13 protein-coding genes are annotated in these 16,390 nt (G+C 36.9%); 12 read left to right on the top strand and 1 reads right to left on the bottom strand.

The genetic code is table 11. From position 1 onward, the window contains the following. The first annotated feature begins 313 nt into the window (after window positions 1-313). The 3 genes from IQ10_RS03690 to IQ10_RS03680 all read left to right on the top strand — a co-directional run bounded on the left by IQ10_RS03690 (window position 314) and on the right by IQ10_RS03680 (window position 4,497). Window positions 314-1,981 (top strand): glycoside hydrolase family 13 protein, encoded by a 1,668-nt coding sequence (locus IQ10_RS03690; protein WP_144449134.1) that lies wholly within the window; start codon window positions 314-316, stop codon window positions 1,979-1,981. 68 nt (window positions 1,982-2,049) lie between these two features. Further along, entirely contained in the window at window positions 2,050-3,702 is a 1,653-nt protein-coding gene (locus tag IQ10_RS03685; protein ID WP_144449133.1) for a PTS transporter subunit IIBC, read from the top strand. Between the two features lie 3 nt (window positions 3,703-3,705). Further along, on the top strand, window positions 3,706-4,497 hold the full coding sequence (locus IQ10_RS03680) for an endonuclease/exonuclease/phosphatase family protein (protein ID WP_144449132.1): 792 nt from the start codon (window positions 3,706-3,708) through the stop codon (window positions 4,495-4,497). A 171-nt stretch (window positions 4,498-4,668) separates the two neighbouring features. Here the strand turns inward: IQ10_RS03680 and IQ10_RS03675 are convergent, their stop codons facing one another. Continuing rightward, complete coding sequence (locus tag IQ10_RS03675) at window positions 4,669-5,088, bottom strand: hypothetical protein (protein ID WP_144449131.1); 420 nt, start codon at window positions 5,086-5,088, stop codon at window positions 4,669-4,671. A gap of 208 nt (window positions 5,089-5,296) precedes the next feature. Between IQ10_RS03675 and IQ10_RS03670 the strand changes: the two genes are divergently transcribed. The 9 genes from IQ10_RS03670 to IQ10_RS03630 all read left to right on the top strand — a co-directional run bounded on the left by IQ10_RS03670 (window position 5,297) and on the right by IQ10_RS03630 (window position 16,278). Further along, window positions 5,297-6,097, top strand: a complete 801-nt coding sequence (locus tag IQ10_RS03670; RefSeq protein WP_144449130.1) for an enoyl-CoA hydratase/isomerase family protein — start codon at window positions 5,297-5,299, stop codon at window positions 6,095-6,097. Between the two features lie 672 nt (window positions 6,098-6,769). Further along, window positions 6,770-7,726, top strand: a complete 957-nt coding sequence (locus tag IQ10_RS03665) for a TRM11 family SAM-dependent methyltransferase (RefSeq protein WP_242009718.1) — start codon at window positions 6,770-6,772, stop codon at window positions 7,724-7,726. 551 nt (window positions 7,727-8,277) lie between these two features. Beyond that, window positions 8,278-9,861, top strand: a complete 1,584-nt coding sequence (locus IQ10_RS03660; RefSeq protein WP_144449128.1) for a GGDEF domain-containing response regulator — start codon at window positions 8,278-8,280, stop codon at window positions 9,859-9,861. A gap of 2 nt (window positions 9,862-9,863) precedes the next feature. Beyond that, on the top strand, window positions 9,864-10,919 hold the full coding sequence (locus IQ10_RS03655) for a HEAT repeat domain-containing protein (RefSeq protein ID WP_144449127.1): 1,056 nt from the start codon (window positions 9,864-9,866) through the stop codon (window positions 10,917-10,919). A gap of 49 nt (window positions 10,920-10,968) precedes the next feature. Then, window positions 10,969-12,318, top strand: a complete 1,350-nt coding sequence (locus IQ10_RS03650; protein ID WP_144449426.1) for a glycosyltransferase family 2 protein — start codon at window positions 10,969-10,971, stop codon at window positions 12,316-12,318. Window positions 12,319-12,351: 33 nt separating this feature from the next. Further along, a complete protein-coding gene (locus IQ10_RS03645) occupies window positions 12,352-12,729 on the top strand; it encodes a response regulator transcription factor (protein ID WP_144449126.1) in 378 nt (125 codons plus the stop codon). Next, window positions 12,713-15,154: an ATP-binding protein gene (locus tag IQ10_RS03640; RefSeq protein ID WP_144449125.1), complete on the top strand. Its 2,442-nt coding sequence runs from the start codon at window positions 12,713-12,715 to the stop codon at window positions 15,152-15,154. The genes IQ10_RS03645 and IQ10_RS03640 overlap by 17 nt, the downstream gene beginning before the upstream one ends. Before the next feature lie 66 nt (window positions 15,155-15,220). Next, window positions 15,221-15,619: a DUF1456 family protein gene (locus tag IQ10_RS03635; protein WP_242009717.1), complete on the top strand. Its 399-nt coding sequence runs from the start codon at window positions 15,221-15,223 to the stop codon at window positions 15,617-15,619. 86 nt (window positions 15,620-15,705) lie between these two features. Continuing rightward, window positions 15,706-16,278 (top strand): DsbA family oxidoreductase, encoded by a 573-nt coding sequence (locus tag IQ10_RS03630; protein ID WP_144449124.1) that lies wholly within the window; start codon window positions 15,706-15,708, stop codon window positions 16,276-16,278. Window positions 16,279-16,390: the final 112 nt, after the last annotated feature.

Raw genomic sequence — 16,390 nt, 5'->3', positions numbered from 1 at the left:
GTTTCTTTAGTGAGGTTGAACATTTTATGAATGAATCATTACATCTAAAAGTGAATAAAGTTTCTCAGATTAAAGCTTAACTGATAAATTAGTAATTTTAAGTAGTTTATTACAATGTTAGCAAGATATTTGTTAAATGCTAGTAAGCCTTTATTACGTGCCTATATGACGTAATAAAGGCTTTTTTGATCGATGATAAAAAAGTATTCCTCGTGTCATTTATAAACTTTTTAAAAAACTAAAAGTTTATGCAACCGATTGCACAAACTTAAAAACTGTGATATTTTAGTAATAGATAGGGAGGAAGATATTTATGAAAAAAAGATGGTGGAAGGAAGCAGTAGCTTATCAAATCTATCCACGTAGCTTTATGGATTCAAATGGTGACGGGATTGGTGATATCCAAGGAGTCATTACGAAACTGGATTATTTAAAAGATCTAGGTATAGATGTTATTTGGATTTGTCCAATTTTCACTTCGCCAAATGATGATAACGGTTACGATATTAGTGATTATAAAGGGATTATGGCTGATTTTGGAACGATGGCTGATTTTGACCAACTACTTGAGGAAGTACATAGTCGAAATATGAAACTCATTTTGGATCTAGTGATCAATCATACGTCTGACGAGCATCCTTGGTTTATTGAATCTCGTTCATCAAAAGACAACCCATATAGGGATTATTATATTTGGCACTCTGGTAGAAATGGTCAAGAACCGAATAACTGGGAATCCATCTTCGGGGGTTCTGCTTGGGAATATGACACGGTGACAAAGGAATATTTTATGCACGTATTTTCTCGTAGACAACCAGATTTAAATTGGGAAAATGAAAACGTTCGCAAAGACTTATACGAAATGGTTAACTGGTGGTTAGATAAGGGAATTGATGGTTTTAGAGTAGATGCGATTTCCCATATTAAAAAGGTAGATGGTTTTCCTGACTTGCCTAATCCAAAGAAGAAGAAGTATGTTCCTTCATTTGATGGGCATATGAATCAAGAAGGCATTCATCTATTTCTTGAGGAACTGAAACGAGAAACATTTGATCTGTATGATGTAATGACAGTAGGTGAAGCTAACGGCGTAAAGGTCGAGCAAGCAGATAAATGGGTTGGTGCTGAAGAAGGCTGTTTTGATATGATTTTCCAATTTGAACATTTAGACCTTTGGGGAAAAAGTGCAGATGGAGGATTAGATCTTGCAGCTTTGAAAGAAACGTTAACGAGATGGCAAAAAGGATTAGATGGTATGGGATGGAATGCAATATTTCTTGAAAATCATGACCAACCTCGTTCCGTTTCGACATGGGGCAATAGTGAGACATACCGTGATAAATCTGCAAAAGCTCTTGCTACAATGTATTTCTTAATGCAGGGAACCCCGTTTATTTATCAAGGTCAAGAAATTGGCATGACGAATGTAAAGTTTAATTCGATTGATGATTATAATGATGTCGCCATAAAAAATTTATATTACAATGAAATTGAAGATGGAAAGTCGCACGAAGAAATCATGGAGATGATTTGGAAAAATGGTCGAGATAATTCACGCACTCCTATGCAGTGGACAAACGGTAAAAATGCCGGTTTTACTCAAGGAAAACCATGGTTGAAAGTTAATTCGAATTATATAGAAATTAATGTTCAACAAGCTATGAAAGATCCCGATTCGATTTATCATTATTATAAAAAACTGATTAAACTTAGAAAAGAACAATCTGCTTTGGTTTATGGAAGCTATGATCTCATTTTAAAAAATCATGAGAAGATTTATGCTTATACAAGAACATTGGGCAATGAGATGTTTTTAATCATCACGAACCTATTTGAAGAAGAAGCTCTTTTTGAAATGCCAAAAGATTTGAAGAATAAGACAAAGGATTTATGTATAAACAATTATCAAGTTGCTGCTGAAGACGATAATAATGTTATCTTGTTAGAGCCTTATGAAGCTAGAGTATATAAATTAACATAATTTTTTATCATTTCATGCAAACGTTTGCTCACTTAAAATATCATTAAAACAGTTAAAGGGGTAAGAATATGAAAATCACTTCTTTTGATTTTTGGCAAAAATTCGGTAAAGCCTTAATTGTCGTTGTCGCTGTTATGCCAGCTGCTGGGATTATGATCTCTCTTGGTAAGTTAATAGGAATGATGGAAGCCGATCTTGCTTTGGTACAAACAAGCGCTTCAGTCATCGAACAAATTGGTTGGGCACTGATTAGTAATCTCCATATATTATTCGCAGTAGCAATTGGGGGATCTTGGGCAAAAGAACGTGCTGGTGGAGCTTTTGCCGCGTTAATTGCATTTATCTTAATTAATCGTATCACTGGTGCCATATTTGGTATCAATAATGATATGCTAGGTGATCCTGAAGCAACGGTTACATCCTTGTTTGGCAGTGAATTAGCTGTTCAAGATTATTTTACAGGAGTACTTGGTGCCCCAGCTTTAAATATGGGGGTATTTGTTGGGATTATCTCAGGTTTCCTTGGGGCTACTTTATTTAATAAATACTACAATTATAGTAAACTACCACAATCCCTATCTTTCTTTAATGGGAAACGTTTTGTCCCATTTGTTGTCATTGTATGGTCAATTGTAACCGCTGTAATTTTAGCAATCGTCTGGCCATTTATTCAAAGTTCGTTGAATGATTTCGGTCGTTGGATTGCTACATCAAGAGAGACAGCTCCATTCATTGCTCCATTTATTTTTGGTGCGGTAGAACGATTATTACTACCTTTTGGTTTGCATCATATGTTAACAGTTCCAATGAATTATACTGCACTTGGTGGAACGTATACAATTTTAACTGGTACAAGTGCTGGTCAAATTGTTGCAGGACAAGACCCGTTATGGTTAGCGTGGGTTGCTGATTTGAATAATTTACGTGCAGCGGGTGATATGACGGCTTACAATCAATTATTAAATGAAGTGACACCTGCACGTTTTAAAGTTGGTCAAATGATCCTTTCAAGTCCAGCATTAATTGGTATTGCATTAGCGATGTACCGTAATGTTGATAAAGATAAGCGTACCAAGTACAAATCAATGTTCTTCTCTGCTGGACTAGCAGTATTTTTAACAGGGGTAACAGAACCAATTGAATTTATGTTCATGTTTGTAGCTCCTGTTCTTTATATTGTCTATGCCATTATGACTGGGCTTGCTTTTGCGGTTGTTGATTTAGTTCATATACGTGTTCATTCATTTGGATTCCTTGAGTTTTTAACAAGAACACCGATGATTATTAGAGCAGGTTTGTGGATAGATATTGTTAATTTTATCGTTGCTTGTTTAGTATTTTTCGTTTTAAACTTCACAGTTGCTAATTTTATGATCAAAAAGTTTAAATTTGCTACTCCTGGTCGATTTGGGAACTATATTGAAGAAGATACTGGTACAAGCGCACAAGGTGATAAAAAGGCTGCATCTAACGAGAACGATGGAAGTTTAGCAACGACGATTATTGGATTACTCGGTGGTAAAGAAAACATTGAAGAAGTTGATGCGTGTATGACTCGTCTACGTGTAACAATAAAAGATGTTTCCGCTGTCGCTCTTGAACAAGAGTGGAAGAAAAACGGCGCATTAGGCTTAATTCTCAAAGATAAAGGGGTACAAGCCATTTACGGTCCGAAAGCAGACGTATTAAAATCTGATATTCAAGACCACTTAGGAGCGTAATATATGAAACTATTGACATTAAATTGTCACTCATGGCAAGAAGTGAATCAACTAGATAAAATCAAAATTTTAGCGAAAACCATCAAAGAAAAATCGTATGATGTGATCGCCCTCCAAGAAGTTAGCCAGTCTATAAATGGAGAAAAGGTTGAAGGAGAAGTTAAGAAAGACAATTACTTACTCATATTACTAAATGAACTTAAAGAGCTCGGCGTAGAAGACTATGATTATGTATGGGGCTTTTCTCATATCGGATTTGAAATCTATGAAGAAGGCCTTGCTATTTTAACAAAGCACAAGATCGAAAAAGAACACAGTTTTTTCATTACTCAATCTGAAGATACAAATAACTGGAAAACAAGAAGAATTGTCGGTGCAACGATCCGCTTCAACAATAAGCTATTCTCCTTCTATTCTTGTCATCTTGGTTGGTGGGAAGATAAAGAAGAACCATTTAAAAAACAAGTAGATGCGTTGTACTCATATGTACAAAGAGACGAAACGTATTTTCTAATGGGTGATTTCAATAATAGCGCTCAAATTAAAGATGAAGGTTATGACTATTTGATGGCTAAAGGTCTTTATGATACCTACTATTTAGCAAAAGAAAAAGATGAAGGTACGACTGTAAAAGGAAAAATTGCTGGTTGGGATGAGAATAAGCAGAATTTGAGAATTGATTACATCTTTGCGAATTCTCTAGTTAATGTCGATAGATCGAATGTTATCTTTAATGGATTGAATAAGGCTATTGTTTCTGATCATTTTGGAGTTGAAGTTGAGTGTGATGTGTAAACAGTTATTTTTAAAAAAGGCATCTGAGATTAAAATCTCAGTGCCTTTTTAGATTGGAAACTGGTACATTATTAGTATTTATTTGCAGGTAAATCTTTTACAGGCGGTCTTGGCTATTCATATTTCTAGGTTAGAGATAGCTTGAAATACATCATGCTTTATAGCTGACACTTATCCCTCAACAACCGTTCGAAGTCGCGTTGCGCACATTGTGATCGCGGATGCTAGCTTTAGGTTGACAGCATTTGCAATTTCAGCATCTGTCATTTTTGCTCCTAAGGGGATTGAACTTGGATCTGATATCGGCTTTGGTTCTGAAACTGGTGGAAGGGAAACACCTTCATTTTGGAGGAATTCTTTTAGTCTGCTTGCTTGTGAGCTTGCACCATCCATTGTTTTGTGAACAATTTCTTTCAACGCTGGATTTACAGTTGTATGAAGGCCGAGTTGTTCTAAAGAGACGGCTTCTTCTAATAAAGCTAAATAAGTCCAACAAATGATGACTTCCCCTACATGTAAGACGGGTTTCGGCTCTTCATCAAATAAACTATGCAATACTTCAGTTAATGCTTCAAAAGCATGTGCTAGCATAATGTTCACCTCATTTTATATATTCTGTATGATAGGAATTTTAATTATTTTCTTTGTGGAATCGCATGGATTTTTTCTTCATTATTCGACTATTTTTACTTTTTCGTCATTTTATGAACAATTAAGGCAGGATAGTGGTTTATGGCTAGAGAATACAAATGAGGTAGAAATGTTATAAATTCTTTTAGATACAAGGGGGAAGATAACGTTGGAAAATAACCGTGTACTTTTATCAATTGAAAATTATGTAGGATTCATTACATTAAACCGTCCAGAGGTAGGAAATGCACTAGATTTAGATATGGCAAAAGAGTTATTAGATGTTGCAATCTTTTGTTCGGAAAGTGAGAAAGTACGTGCAGTCGTTATTACTGGAGCAGATAATAAGTTTTCAGTTGGCGGAGATTTAAAGAGTTTTGCAAATGAAGGGGAAGATATTAGCTCGCTTTTAAAAAGTGTAACAGGTTATTTACATCAAGCAATTTCTCTTTTTGCTAGAATGAATAAACCTTTTATTGGTGCGGTCAATGGAGTAGCGGCAGGTGCAGGCATGAGCCTTGCATGTGCATGTGACCTTACATATGCTACACCTAATTCAAAATTTGTAATGGCTTACAATAAGATTGGTTTAACGCCAGATGGATCAGGAAGTTATTTTCTGCCACGTATTGTAGGGGTGAAACGAGCATTTGAGTTAATGTATACGAATCGATTATTAAACGCAGAAGAAGCAAATGAATGGGGAATCGTTAATCAGGTTGTATCTGAAGATGAATTAATGCCTGTGGTGAAGGATTTGGCAGAAAAGTTAGCGAGCGGACCAATGAATGCTTTTGGAGCAACGAAAAAATTATTTTATCATTCTGACCGAGAGAGCCTTGAATCTCAAATGGCTATGGAGACTGAATACATTGCACAAAGAGCAAGTAGTGAAGAGGGCAAAGAAGGAATTTCAGCCTTCTTAGAAAAACGTGAAGCAAATTATGTAAAAGGAATAACAACGAGATAGAGTGAAGAAATGAGTAGGAGCCAGTTAAATGCTGGCTTTTACTTTTTGCAAACTAATTTTAGCAGAGAGCTTTAAAAGCTGAAAACGAAATGAGTATGATGAATTTTTTAATTGGTTATGCATATGATGACCTTGAAAACTAATTATGTAGTTAGACAGATGAAAGTAAGTTTCTTGATTGACATTTAGTCTTTTAAGTTTTTTTGTTTTCTTCAAAAAAATCTGTCATTTCAACAGGAATCGTTCTAAGCAAACTTATTAAATATTTAAATGGGATTTCTACTACACAAGTTGCTCTTGTATCTATTTCTATGGATAATGATGAGATGTACGACAAGATTTACAAGTTGAATACGACGCCATTCATCGCTATTTGCAACGTATCCACCAACTTGAAGCACTCGGTTTGTATGACTCTTCTCAAAAAAACCAGAGAAGTTGTGGCTACTGAACAAGAACATGCAATTGATCTAGAAATAGCATTAGGAATTGAGAAAGCTTTCGCTAGTCCTACTAAGCTACTATTCGAGTAATCCAAGTTCATTTCTTTATAAGCGCATTCCTCTAATCGGGGTGCGCCTATTTTTATGAAAGCATACACGGTAAAAGAATGATTTTTCATATATAATGATCAAATGAGAATAAATAGCTTAGTAAAGGATGAAAGATAACTTGGATGAATTTAATGTGAAACCAATAAATTATTTATACACCTATTCCTGTCATGAGGATGAACTTTCTTTATGTCGATTAGAAATGCGCTCATTATTTGGATTTGATACGGAATCTAGTATATTGGAAAGTTCATTACGAATCGATCCAAGTCGAAGCCCGTTTATTAAAGAACGAATTGATGTGTTGTATAAAGAAAATACAGTAGAGGATATTGCGAGACAAGTTAAGAAGTTACATATTGTAGGATCTACGTTTAGAGTGATTTTTATGAAAAATGATGAATTGGATGTAAGTGAAAAAGTAGGTTTTGAAGAGAGACGTTCGATTGAGCGTAAAATTGGATTACTGATCAAGGGAAAGGTCGATCTCGTTAATCCTGAATTGTTGTTTGCCATCATGAAAGGCAAAAATGGTTGGATATTGGGTCAATATTTCAAGAGTGAAGCCATTTGGTTAAGGCACCAAAGCAAGCCGCAACAATACTCAACGGCACTGAGCACTCGTGTAGCAAGAGCTGTGGTAAATATTGCTATTCCAAATCCATTAGGGATAAAAGCGATTGATCCTTGCTGCGGGATTGGGACAGTTCTGATTGAGGCACTGTCGATGGGCATAGACATTGTTGGTAGCGATTTAAACCCACTTGTGCTCCTGGGGGCGAGAGAAAATATAGCTCACTTTGGCTTTCAAACAGAAGTCGCTTTAAGAGATATACGAAACGTAACTGGTAAGTATGATGTAGCGATTGTCGACATGCCTTATAATCTTTGTTCTGTCATAACAGTGCAAGAAAAGCTAGAAATGATTCAAAGCGCTCGTCGCTTTTCCAAAAAACTCGTTGTCGTTACGATAGAGCCTATGGATTCAGCGATTCAAGAGGCTGGCTTTGAGATCGTTGATCGATGCGTTGCGAAAAAAGGAACGTTTTCGAGGGAAGTTCTTGTATGCGAGTAACCATTTTTAATATCTGAGAATAGCTTTCTTTATAACAAATATGGTGCATGACCACATTTTGACCACATTTTATTAAATAGTTTAGAACAAGTTTTTCATAAGTTCACTGAACTGGTGGGAAGCTTTTTCTTCCATATCAACGGTTAAGTGAGCATAAATATCCATAGTTGGGACTGGTCTGCAAAAGTTCTAAATGTTGAGGAAAACCATAAACAACTAGAAAGCAAGCTAAAAACTCTAGTAAAAGGATAATAAACAAGTGTTTTTTGCAAGACTTTAAATTTGTAAAAAAGGTCGATATGTTCCCGCTCATCAGTCATGTTGAGAGTGTTGTTAGGTTCATACGTAAATAAAGGCTTTGATATTTCATAAAAAGGCGCCACTTATATAAACGAGTGGTGTCTTTTTTTAGTTGCTTCCTTGAATTGATACAAATCGGTGATTCTAAAAATTTATCCATGACATCATAATCATTCCTCTTTATAATTAATATAAAGTATGTAGTTTAGAGGCTATTCATCTTGAGCGTCTCATCGGAAGGTTGTGCTGTGTTGGATAAATATAAAACGAAATTAATTGCTACCATTTTAAATCAAATAGATCAGTGGGAAGTTCAAGCTAGCGATATTCCCCATGAAGAAGTATATCGGTTTGTTCACTCTATAAAAGGAACAGCTAGGACAGTCGGGCTGGATGAGTTGGGAGATTTAACAGAAGCGCTATATGAAAAGATAAACGTGGTTGAAAAGAGTACGTGGCAGTTGGGAGAATGCCAATCCTTTTTGCAGGAAGTTATCGTGTATTGCAAAAAGGTAGGCGCACATACAGAACAAACAAAAGATCAACCAAGGATCGTCATCGCAGATCGTGATCCAGCTCTACTTGTAGAATTTAAAGAGTACCTGGAGAGGAAGGCTTTCCATGTATTGGTCAGTACAGACGTTGAAAAGACCATCGATACCTTCTATGACGTGAAACCGGATTGTTTGATAATGGACGCAGGGCTAAAAGATGAAAAAGGGCTTCCGTTATTAGGGAGACTCCAAGCAAGCGGTCAGCAAATGTTGACACCAGTTATGGTAATTGGTGACAATCCAAGTAGGGAAAGCAGATTAGACGCTTACCGTGCGGGAGCCGATGATTTTATGTCCAAACCTTTGGATCTGGAGGAGTTTGAAGTAAGGGTCTCGAGGCAAGTGGGGAGAAAAAAGCAATATGACGATTTGTTGTTGATGGATGAGCTCACAAAGGCGTATAACCGGAAGTACTTCCAGTCGTTTTTTGCGAAACAGCAGTCAATTCTTACAGGAGTCAAAGAGCCGTTTAGTGTAGGAGTCATTGATCTCGATTATTTTAAACAAGTAAATGATACTTACGGGCATGTGGTTGGTGATGAGGTGTTGAAGCAGCTAGCATCGTACATGAAACAAAATATGCGCTCAGGTGATGTATTTGCCAGATATGGAGGCGATGAGTTTGCTATGTTGCTGCCAAATATCGCTATAGAACAAGCAAAAAAGCTGGTTGAACGGCTACTGAATGGTTTTATGAAATTGAATTTTCAAGCAGATCAAGTATCTTTTACTTGTTCCTTTTCAGGAGGAGTTGTACAAGTAACAGAGGGTGGCTTGGCATTGGAAAGAGTAATGGAGCGTGCAGACAAGGCCCTTTATGGAGCGAAAAAGAAAGGAAAGGCAAGAGTGGAGGTATATGAGGGAGGCCAGGAGGTTGTTACACAGAAAGTTAAGGTAGCTATTGTCGATGATGATGAGATTGTAAGAATGATGCTTTCTGAAGTGATAGGAAAGCTGTCCCTTCCTGCGAATAGAATCATTGAAATAGAAACATTCCCGGATGGAAAAAGCTTTTTGCAATCGGAGTGGCTACTGAGTCAGGATCGCTATGTGGTCATTCTTGATGGAATGATGCCGAAAATGGACGGACTGGAAGTGTTACAAAGACTTCGTTCGGAAAGACGTCATGACCAGTTTAGAGTGATGATGTTAACTTCTAGGAAAAGCGAAAGGGACATACAAAAAGCGTTACAGCTTGGAGCGGATGACTATGTAACAAAACCTTTTAAGCTTCTTGAAGTGGAAGCAAGACTTCAGCACCTGATAAAGCGGGGGATGTGACATTGATTAGTAGTCTTGTTTCTATTGTACTGGTTATCATTCTTTCTTTTTTTATTTTGCTATCGATTTTATTTATCTATATGCTTGTCACCAAAATGATACAGAACAGCCTACGTCAAAAAATTGACCAACATAAAGAAGAATTAAGGGCTAAAGTTTTTGAATACTTATACAGGCAAAACCAGGACATTCTTGAACAGGAATGGAGCGGGAAACAGTGGAAAGCAATGGAAGAACTGTTTAGCGATTTTGCAGATGTCGTCCAAGGGGATGAAGTGCAGGAGCGAATTACGCTTTTTGCAAACACTCATTTTATGGAGAAATATAAGCGGAACGTTCTTCATCGTCGTTGGAGCATTAGGATGAATAGTTTGTATGCAATTGAGGATTTCCAACTAAAAAGCATGGTGCCTTATCTTCTTAATACTTATGAGAAGAGAACTCTGTCTCAGGAAGAAAGAAGACAATTATTAAAAATCCTAGTGCGGTTTCAAACAAATCACTGGGAGGAATTAGTAAAAGAATCAAATTGGCGTCTATCGGAATTTATGTATAGGTCTTTATTGGGAGTAATGACAGAGAGACAGTTTCAGGAGATGGTTACAAATTTTGATGCCTTCCCTGAATACATTCAGCTTCCAGTGCTAGATATGATAGGGATTGAGGGGAAAAGGGAGTTTATGCCCTTTCTTGAGGACATACTTCGGATTTCTTCAGGAGAAAAGAAAATAAGAATTCTAAAAGCACTGAATGAATTAGGGTATTCAAAGGTCCTAGAATGGATTGGGCATGTAGATCTCAAAGAGAGCTCATGGGAAGAGCGATTAATGCTTAGTAAATTACTTGGCAGAACCAACCGTAAGGAGAGCCTTCTTATTTTGACAGAGTTTCTTAGTGACACAAATTATGATGTCAGAAATAACGCTGCCAAATACATCTTATCCATTGAAGGAGGGGCAAACCATCTCCATCAGGTCCTTGAAACTTCAGCAGACCGCTTTGCAAGAGACATGGCGGAAGAATGGTTGCAGAGAGGAGGGCAAATTCGTGGACGGTAATTTTGTTTATTTGCTATTACAGGGAATTGGTTGGTTTGTTATAGCTTATATGGGATTTGTCATTCTTTTTTATCTTTTTATGTTGCTGGTTTCTCTGTTCCAAGTTAGGAAGAACTATCAGCTGGACAATACAGAGCCATATGAGGACCTATTGGATGTAAGTTATTCTAAACCGTTATCTATATTGGTGCCGGCCTACAATGAATCACTTGGGATTGTTCCATCTGTTCGTTCTCTACTTAGCATAGAATATCCGCAGTATGAAATCATTGTAATTAATGACGGTTCAAAAGATGATACGATGGAAAAGCTCATCGAGGAATTTCAATTGAAAAAAATAAAGAAAATAGTAAAACAAAAGTTGAAGACAAAAGAAGTAAAAGGTATCTACCAGTCTTCTATTTATGATTATTTATTTGTGATAGATAAGGAGAATGGTGGGAAGTCGGATGCACTAAACGTTGGAATTAACTTATGCACCTATCCCTATTTCTGTTCAGTGGACGGCGATTCTATTCTGGAGAGGGACGCTTTCTTAAAAGTAATGAAGCCTATCATAGATTCTGATGGAGACGTTATTGCCACAGGTGGAAGTGTAAGAATCGCAAACGGTTCTGCTATCGAAAACGGATCCATCATGAAGGTGGGCCTTTCCTCAAATCCACTAGTCATCATGCAGGTTATTGAATATTTGCGCGCATTTTTAGTGGGGAGAATCGGGTTAAGCAGACACAATCTTTTATTGATTGTATCAGGTGCCTTTGGGGTTTTCTCTAAAAAGTGGGTAATGGATGCAGGGGGCTATTCTCATACCGTAGGAGAGGATATGGAATTGGTCGTAAGGCTGCACCGGTATATAAAGGAAAAGAAGTCCAACAAGAAAATTGTATATGTTGCAGATCCAGTATGCTGGACAGAAGCTCCGGAAGAAATGACCTTTTTAAAAAGACAGCGGAATCGATGGCACAGGGGGCTATTTGAAAGTTTGTGGATGCACCGCTCAATGGCGTTCAATCCTAAATATGGATCCATTGGTATGGTATCCATGCCATATTTTATCTTTATAGAGTTTTTGGGTCCAGTTGTGGAATTAACAGGATATTTATATATAATCCTCTCTTTTTTTCTTGGTGGTATGAATGAAGAAATAGCGTTGCTCCTATTCTTGCTTTTTGTCATCTATGGTTCTATCTATTCCATGTTGGCTGTTTTGATGGAAGAGTGGAGTCTCAAACGATACCCTAAAGCAAGGCATATTGTTGTTTTATTCTTCTATTCTCTTACAGAAACCTTCTGGTACAGACCTTTAACCATAATCTGGAGATGTCAAGGCATCTTGGATGTATTAAGGAAGAAGAGAGGTTGGGGAGAAATGCAACGAAAAGGAGTATCCCAATAATCTGGAAACAAATGATAAATGGAGGGGTCAAATATGGCAAATATATTACTTGCTGAGGACGAGAGTGTTCTTCGCATGCTCATAACAGATACACTGGAAGATGAAGGACACCAGATAGTTGAGGCAAGTAGCGGAAAAGAAGCGATGGATATTTTGATGGCGGGGAATACTTATGATCTGGTCATCCTCGATTATATGATGCCTGTATACACAGGATTAGAAGTGTTAACAAAAATGAAAACGATGGGGCTGAAACCTGTTCCACCAGTCCTTATTCTTACAGCTAAAAGTCAACAATCCGTTCGTGAGGAGGTCGTTGCCTCGGGAGCTTCAGGATTTATGTCCAAGCCGTTCAGTCCGATGGAGCTGGCAGGAAAAGTAGAGGCAATGCTAAATGAAGTGGAAAAATAGTATATCTGCAAAATTTTTAACGATAAATGGTATATTTTTTCTGGTTTTGGTCACTGGGATTATAACACTGTTGGTGTATGAGTATTCCCTATCTGAAGAGTTCAAGAAAAGGAATGGAGCGCTGGAAGATAAGGAGAAGCTAATACAAGATATTGATGATAATATTAATAGTTCGTTTCTGAATTATCGTGGGTATGTGGCATTTTCTAACCGCAAGATGTTAGAAAAAGCGGAAGGGTATAAAGATGAAATCGAAAATGATATTGATAGCCTTGCGAAGATGGAGCAAAACAAGAATGACGAACAGTTTGTAAGTGAAGTAACGGATTTTCATCAATTCTTTTTTGATATATATCTTCCGAAAATTGAGGTTTTATATGAACAGGGAAACATGAATGAGCTTCAGGACTATGTGTTTAACCAGGGAGCGTCCAATAGAATCTTTGATTTTATGGATTATATGAAAGATTACCGGTATGAAGTAGACCAGGAAATAGAAAACAATGTGGACCTCATGTCAGATAAAATACAAGTCAATCAGCTTTTATTTTCCTTGTATTTTCTGTTTGTGATTTCCCTACTGTTCATCATAACTTGGGTGCTTATAAAACAGGTGGGAAGACCGTTGCGAGAACTTTCAGAGGCTGCAGATGATATTACTAATGGGAAAATAACAGTACTGCCTTCTTATCAGAAAAGCTCGGATGAGATAGGTGTATTAACCAACGCGCTCCATACGATGGTTAATACGTTACAATACAAAGAAGAAGAGTTGATAGCGCAAAATGAAGAACTACTTGCACAGCAGGATGAACTTCAAGCACAACAAGACGAACTTCAAGCACAACAAGTACAATTAGAAGAAAATATCTCAATAATTGAAGAAAGTAATGAGCAACTTGAGGTAAGGAATAAGTTTATTCATGATATGGCAGAGACGTTAAGCAGAGAGCGTCTGTTAGAAAATGTTGTCCGTAATATGGGGAAAGTATTAGGGGCAAAAGTGGGCATCATGATGATGCTTAATGAAAAAAAAACAGCTGCTTCTATTGGTCTACCAAAGAATTCGGTAGAACAATTAAGATTAGAAGAGAATAATGTATTCCTCCAACAATTATTGGATGTACAAAAAGCATTTAAGGTGGATAGAAAATGCAGTCGCATGGAGGCAACCTACCATTCGGAAGATATGGCAGCCTTTGATTTATTTATACCCGTCCTTACATCTAATGGTATAATAGCGGCTTACATACAGTTCACAAGATATGATGCACCTTTTACTGAAAGAGAAATTGAAACAGGGGAAGCATTGGCCATGCAGGTCAGTATGGCTTTGGAAAAAGTTGATTTGTATGAGGATTCGGAAGAGAATCGCCTTTTTTACCAGGACATTCTAAACACCATACAGGAGGGTGTCCTATTAGTGGATGAAAGAGGTAGTGTACTTCAGGCCAACACCAAAATGAGTTCCTTAATGAACTTCCCAACGCCTAATCGGCTGTTGCAATTATCGTTTGAAGAATGGACAACAGTCCTGGTTGAAATGGCAGTCGACAAAGAAAAACTGCGATCAGATTTATTCACTACTTTTAGTGAGAAAGAGTTTGCTGATGATGCCTTAATATTTGAGTTGTATCAAAGGCATGAAAGATGTGTCTTTAAAATGTATAAGGAAAAAGTATCACGACAAGACCTTTCCTACGGATACATCTTGGTATTCCGAGATATGACACAAGATTATGAAGTGGATAGGATGAAATCGGAATTTGTTAGTACCGTAAGCCATGAATTACGTACGCCATTAGCTAGTGTTCTAGGCTTTACAGAAAGAATGATCTACAAAGAGTTATCCGAAGAACGTAAAAAAACCTACCTGAAAACAATCTATCAGGAAGCAAAGCGTCTGACAGCTTTAATTAATGACTTTCTTGATGTACAGAAAATGGAAGCTGGGAAACAAATTTACCACAAAACAACGGAAGATGTAGTAGAGATTATTCAGGAAGCAAGTGATATTTTCCAACACAACGCCAATACGCATCCAATACTTCTTGAAGTAATGACGGGACAGACGAAAGTGGAAGCTGACAGGGAAAAGCTTGCACAGGTAATGGCTAATTTGCTTAGCAATGCGATTAAATATTCTCCTGATGGCGGTAGAATTCATATAACGGTCTCTTCTAAGGCTGAAATGTTACAGGTAACAATAAGGGACCGTGGTATTGGAATTCCGAAAGAAGCAATTCCTCATCTATTTACGAAGTTTTATCGGGTTGACAATTCCGACCTGAGAAAAATTGGGGGAACAGGACTCGGCTTGTCTATTGTGAAAGAAATTATCCATGCACATGATGGAGATATAAGAATAACATCACAGATCGAGGAAGGAACTGTTGTCACGATAGAAATTCCCTTGGCAAAATAAATGCTAAATTTATTGGTAAATGGTAACAAATATAGGGAATGAGCAATACAAAAAAGGAGTTTATACATGACTAACAACGATATACTAATAAGACTAAGATACGCACTAGACATTAAGGACAACGATATGGTTGAGATCTTTAAACTTGGTGATATTGATGTAACGAGAGAAGAAGTACAAATGATGCTTACTAAAGAGATAGATAGCTATGACTATGACACCGAGGAAGAGTACGAACAGGCCCTTGGGGAAGAAGAAATTCTGCCTATCAACAACAACAAGCTTGAATCGTTCCTAAACGGCTTGATTATTTTCAAAAGGGGCAGACGGGAACCAAAGCCCGGTCAACCAGCAAAACCGTCATTTTCAATTGAAGAGTATTCATTTAACTTAGGAATGTTATTTAAAAGCATCCCTATCGTAATTACAGGCATCAGAAGAAATATTTCTAATCATGCAAGTTGAAATAATTTTGAGCTTATCTTGGGACAATATACATTTTCAATAGTCAACTAGCAGATAAAAACATTCTTCAATCTAAGGAGCTCAACATGAGAAAACTAGAAATTTTTTTCGATTATAATTGTCCATTTTGTTATACGGAAGTAAGCTTAATAGATGATTTTAAAGGGAATAATGTTGAAATTGAATGGAAGACTTGGCGAATGCCAGTAAATGCGAATCCTCCTGAAAAGCCTACAGGTTATATGGAAGAAGCAAAACAGTATTTAAAAGAGTTAGCTAAACGTAAAGCAGTCACCATCAAACCTCCTTCTGAGAAAAGAAATACACGTTTAGCTCATATCGGAGCCAAATTCGCAAAAGACAATGGCTGCTTTGAAGCGTATCATAAACGAATTTTCCAAGCGATTTGGAATAAGGATGAAAACATTGAAGATAGAGATGTATTAAGTCAGATCGCTGAAGAGGTAGGGTTATCTAAAGAAATTTTTAAAAATGCATTAGTCGATCCTAATTACGTGCAACAAGTAGAGGAAGATATTCAAGAAGCTGAGGATAAAAAAATTTGGACCATCCCATCGTATATTGGTAATAATGGTGAGATTCAAGTTCATCATTTTAAAGATCTACCTAGTTTGGAAAAAATTGGAGAGCTTATATAAATAAAATTTTTTTGTGAAGCGGCTAATTAAAGTCGCTTTTTTCTTGGTTGCATGGATAGCTGATGATTGATTAATAAATCACTAATCTAACAGTAAAAAATTCATTTAATGG

Origin of the sequence: Halalkalibacter nanhaiisediminis (genome assembly GCF_007830185.1) — a bacterium.
GTDB lineage: Bacteria > Bacillota > Bacilli > Bacillales > Bacillaceae_D > Halalkalibacter > Halalkalibacter nanhaiisediminis.
Note: the sequence above shows the minus strand (reverse complement) of the source record. Positions and strands in the feature narration are given on the sequence as shown.

Excerpts from the sequence above, each read along its gene's own strand:
- IQ10_RS03640 (WP_144449125.1), top strand. The coding sequence starts at position 12,713 with ATGAAGTGGAAAAATAGTATATCTGCAAAATTTTTAACGATAAATGGT.
- IQ10_RS03630 (WP_144449124.1), top strand. The coding sequence starts at position 15,706 with ATGAGAAAACTAGAAATTTTTTTCGATTATAATTGTCCATTTTGTTAT.
- IQ10_RS03635 (WP_242009717.1), top strand. The coding sequence starts at position 15,221 with ATGACTAACAACGATATACTAATAAGACTAAGATACGCACTAGACATT.
- IQ10_RS03690 (WP_144449134.1), top strand. The coding sequence starts at position 314 with ATGAAAAAAAGATGGTGGAAGGAAGCAGTAGCTTATCAAATCTATCCA.
- IQ10_RS03685 (WP_144449133.1), top strand. The coding sequence starts at position 2,050 with ATGAAAATCACTTCTTTTGATTTTTGGCAAAAATTCGGTAAAGCCTTA.
- IQ10_RS03675 (WP_144449131.1), bottom strand. The coding sequence starts at position 5,088 with ATGCTAGCACATGCTTTTGAAGCATTAACTGAAGTATTGCATAGTTTA.
- IQ10_RS03680 (WP_144449132.1), top strand. The coding sequence starts at position 3,706 with ATGAAACTATTGACATTAAATTGTCACTCATGGCAAGAAGTGAATCAA.
- IQ10_RS03645 (WP_144449126.1), top strand. The coding sequence starts at position 12,352 with ATGGCAAATATATTACTTGCTGAGGACGAGAGTGTTCTTCGCATGCTC.
- IQ10_RS03650 (WP_144449426.1), top strand. The coding sequence starts at position 10,969 with ATGGGATTTGTCATTCTTTTTTATCTTTTTATGTTGCTGGTTTCTCTG.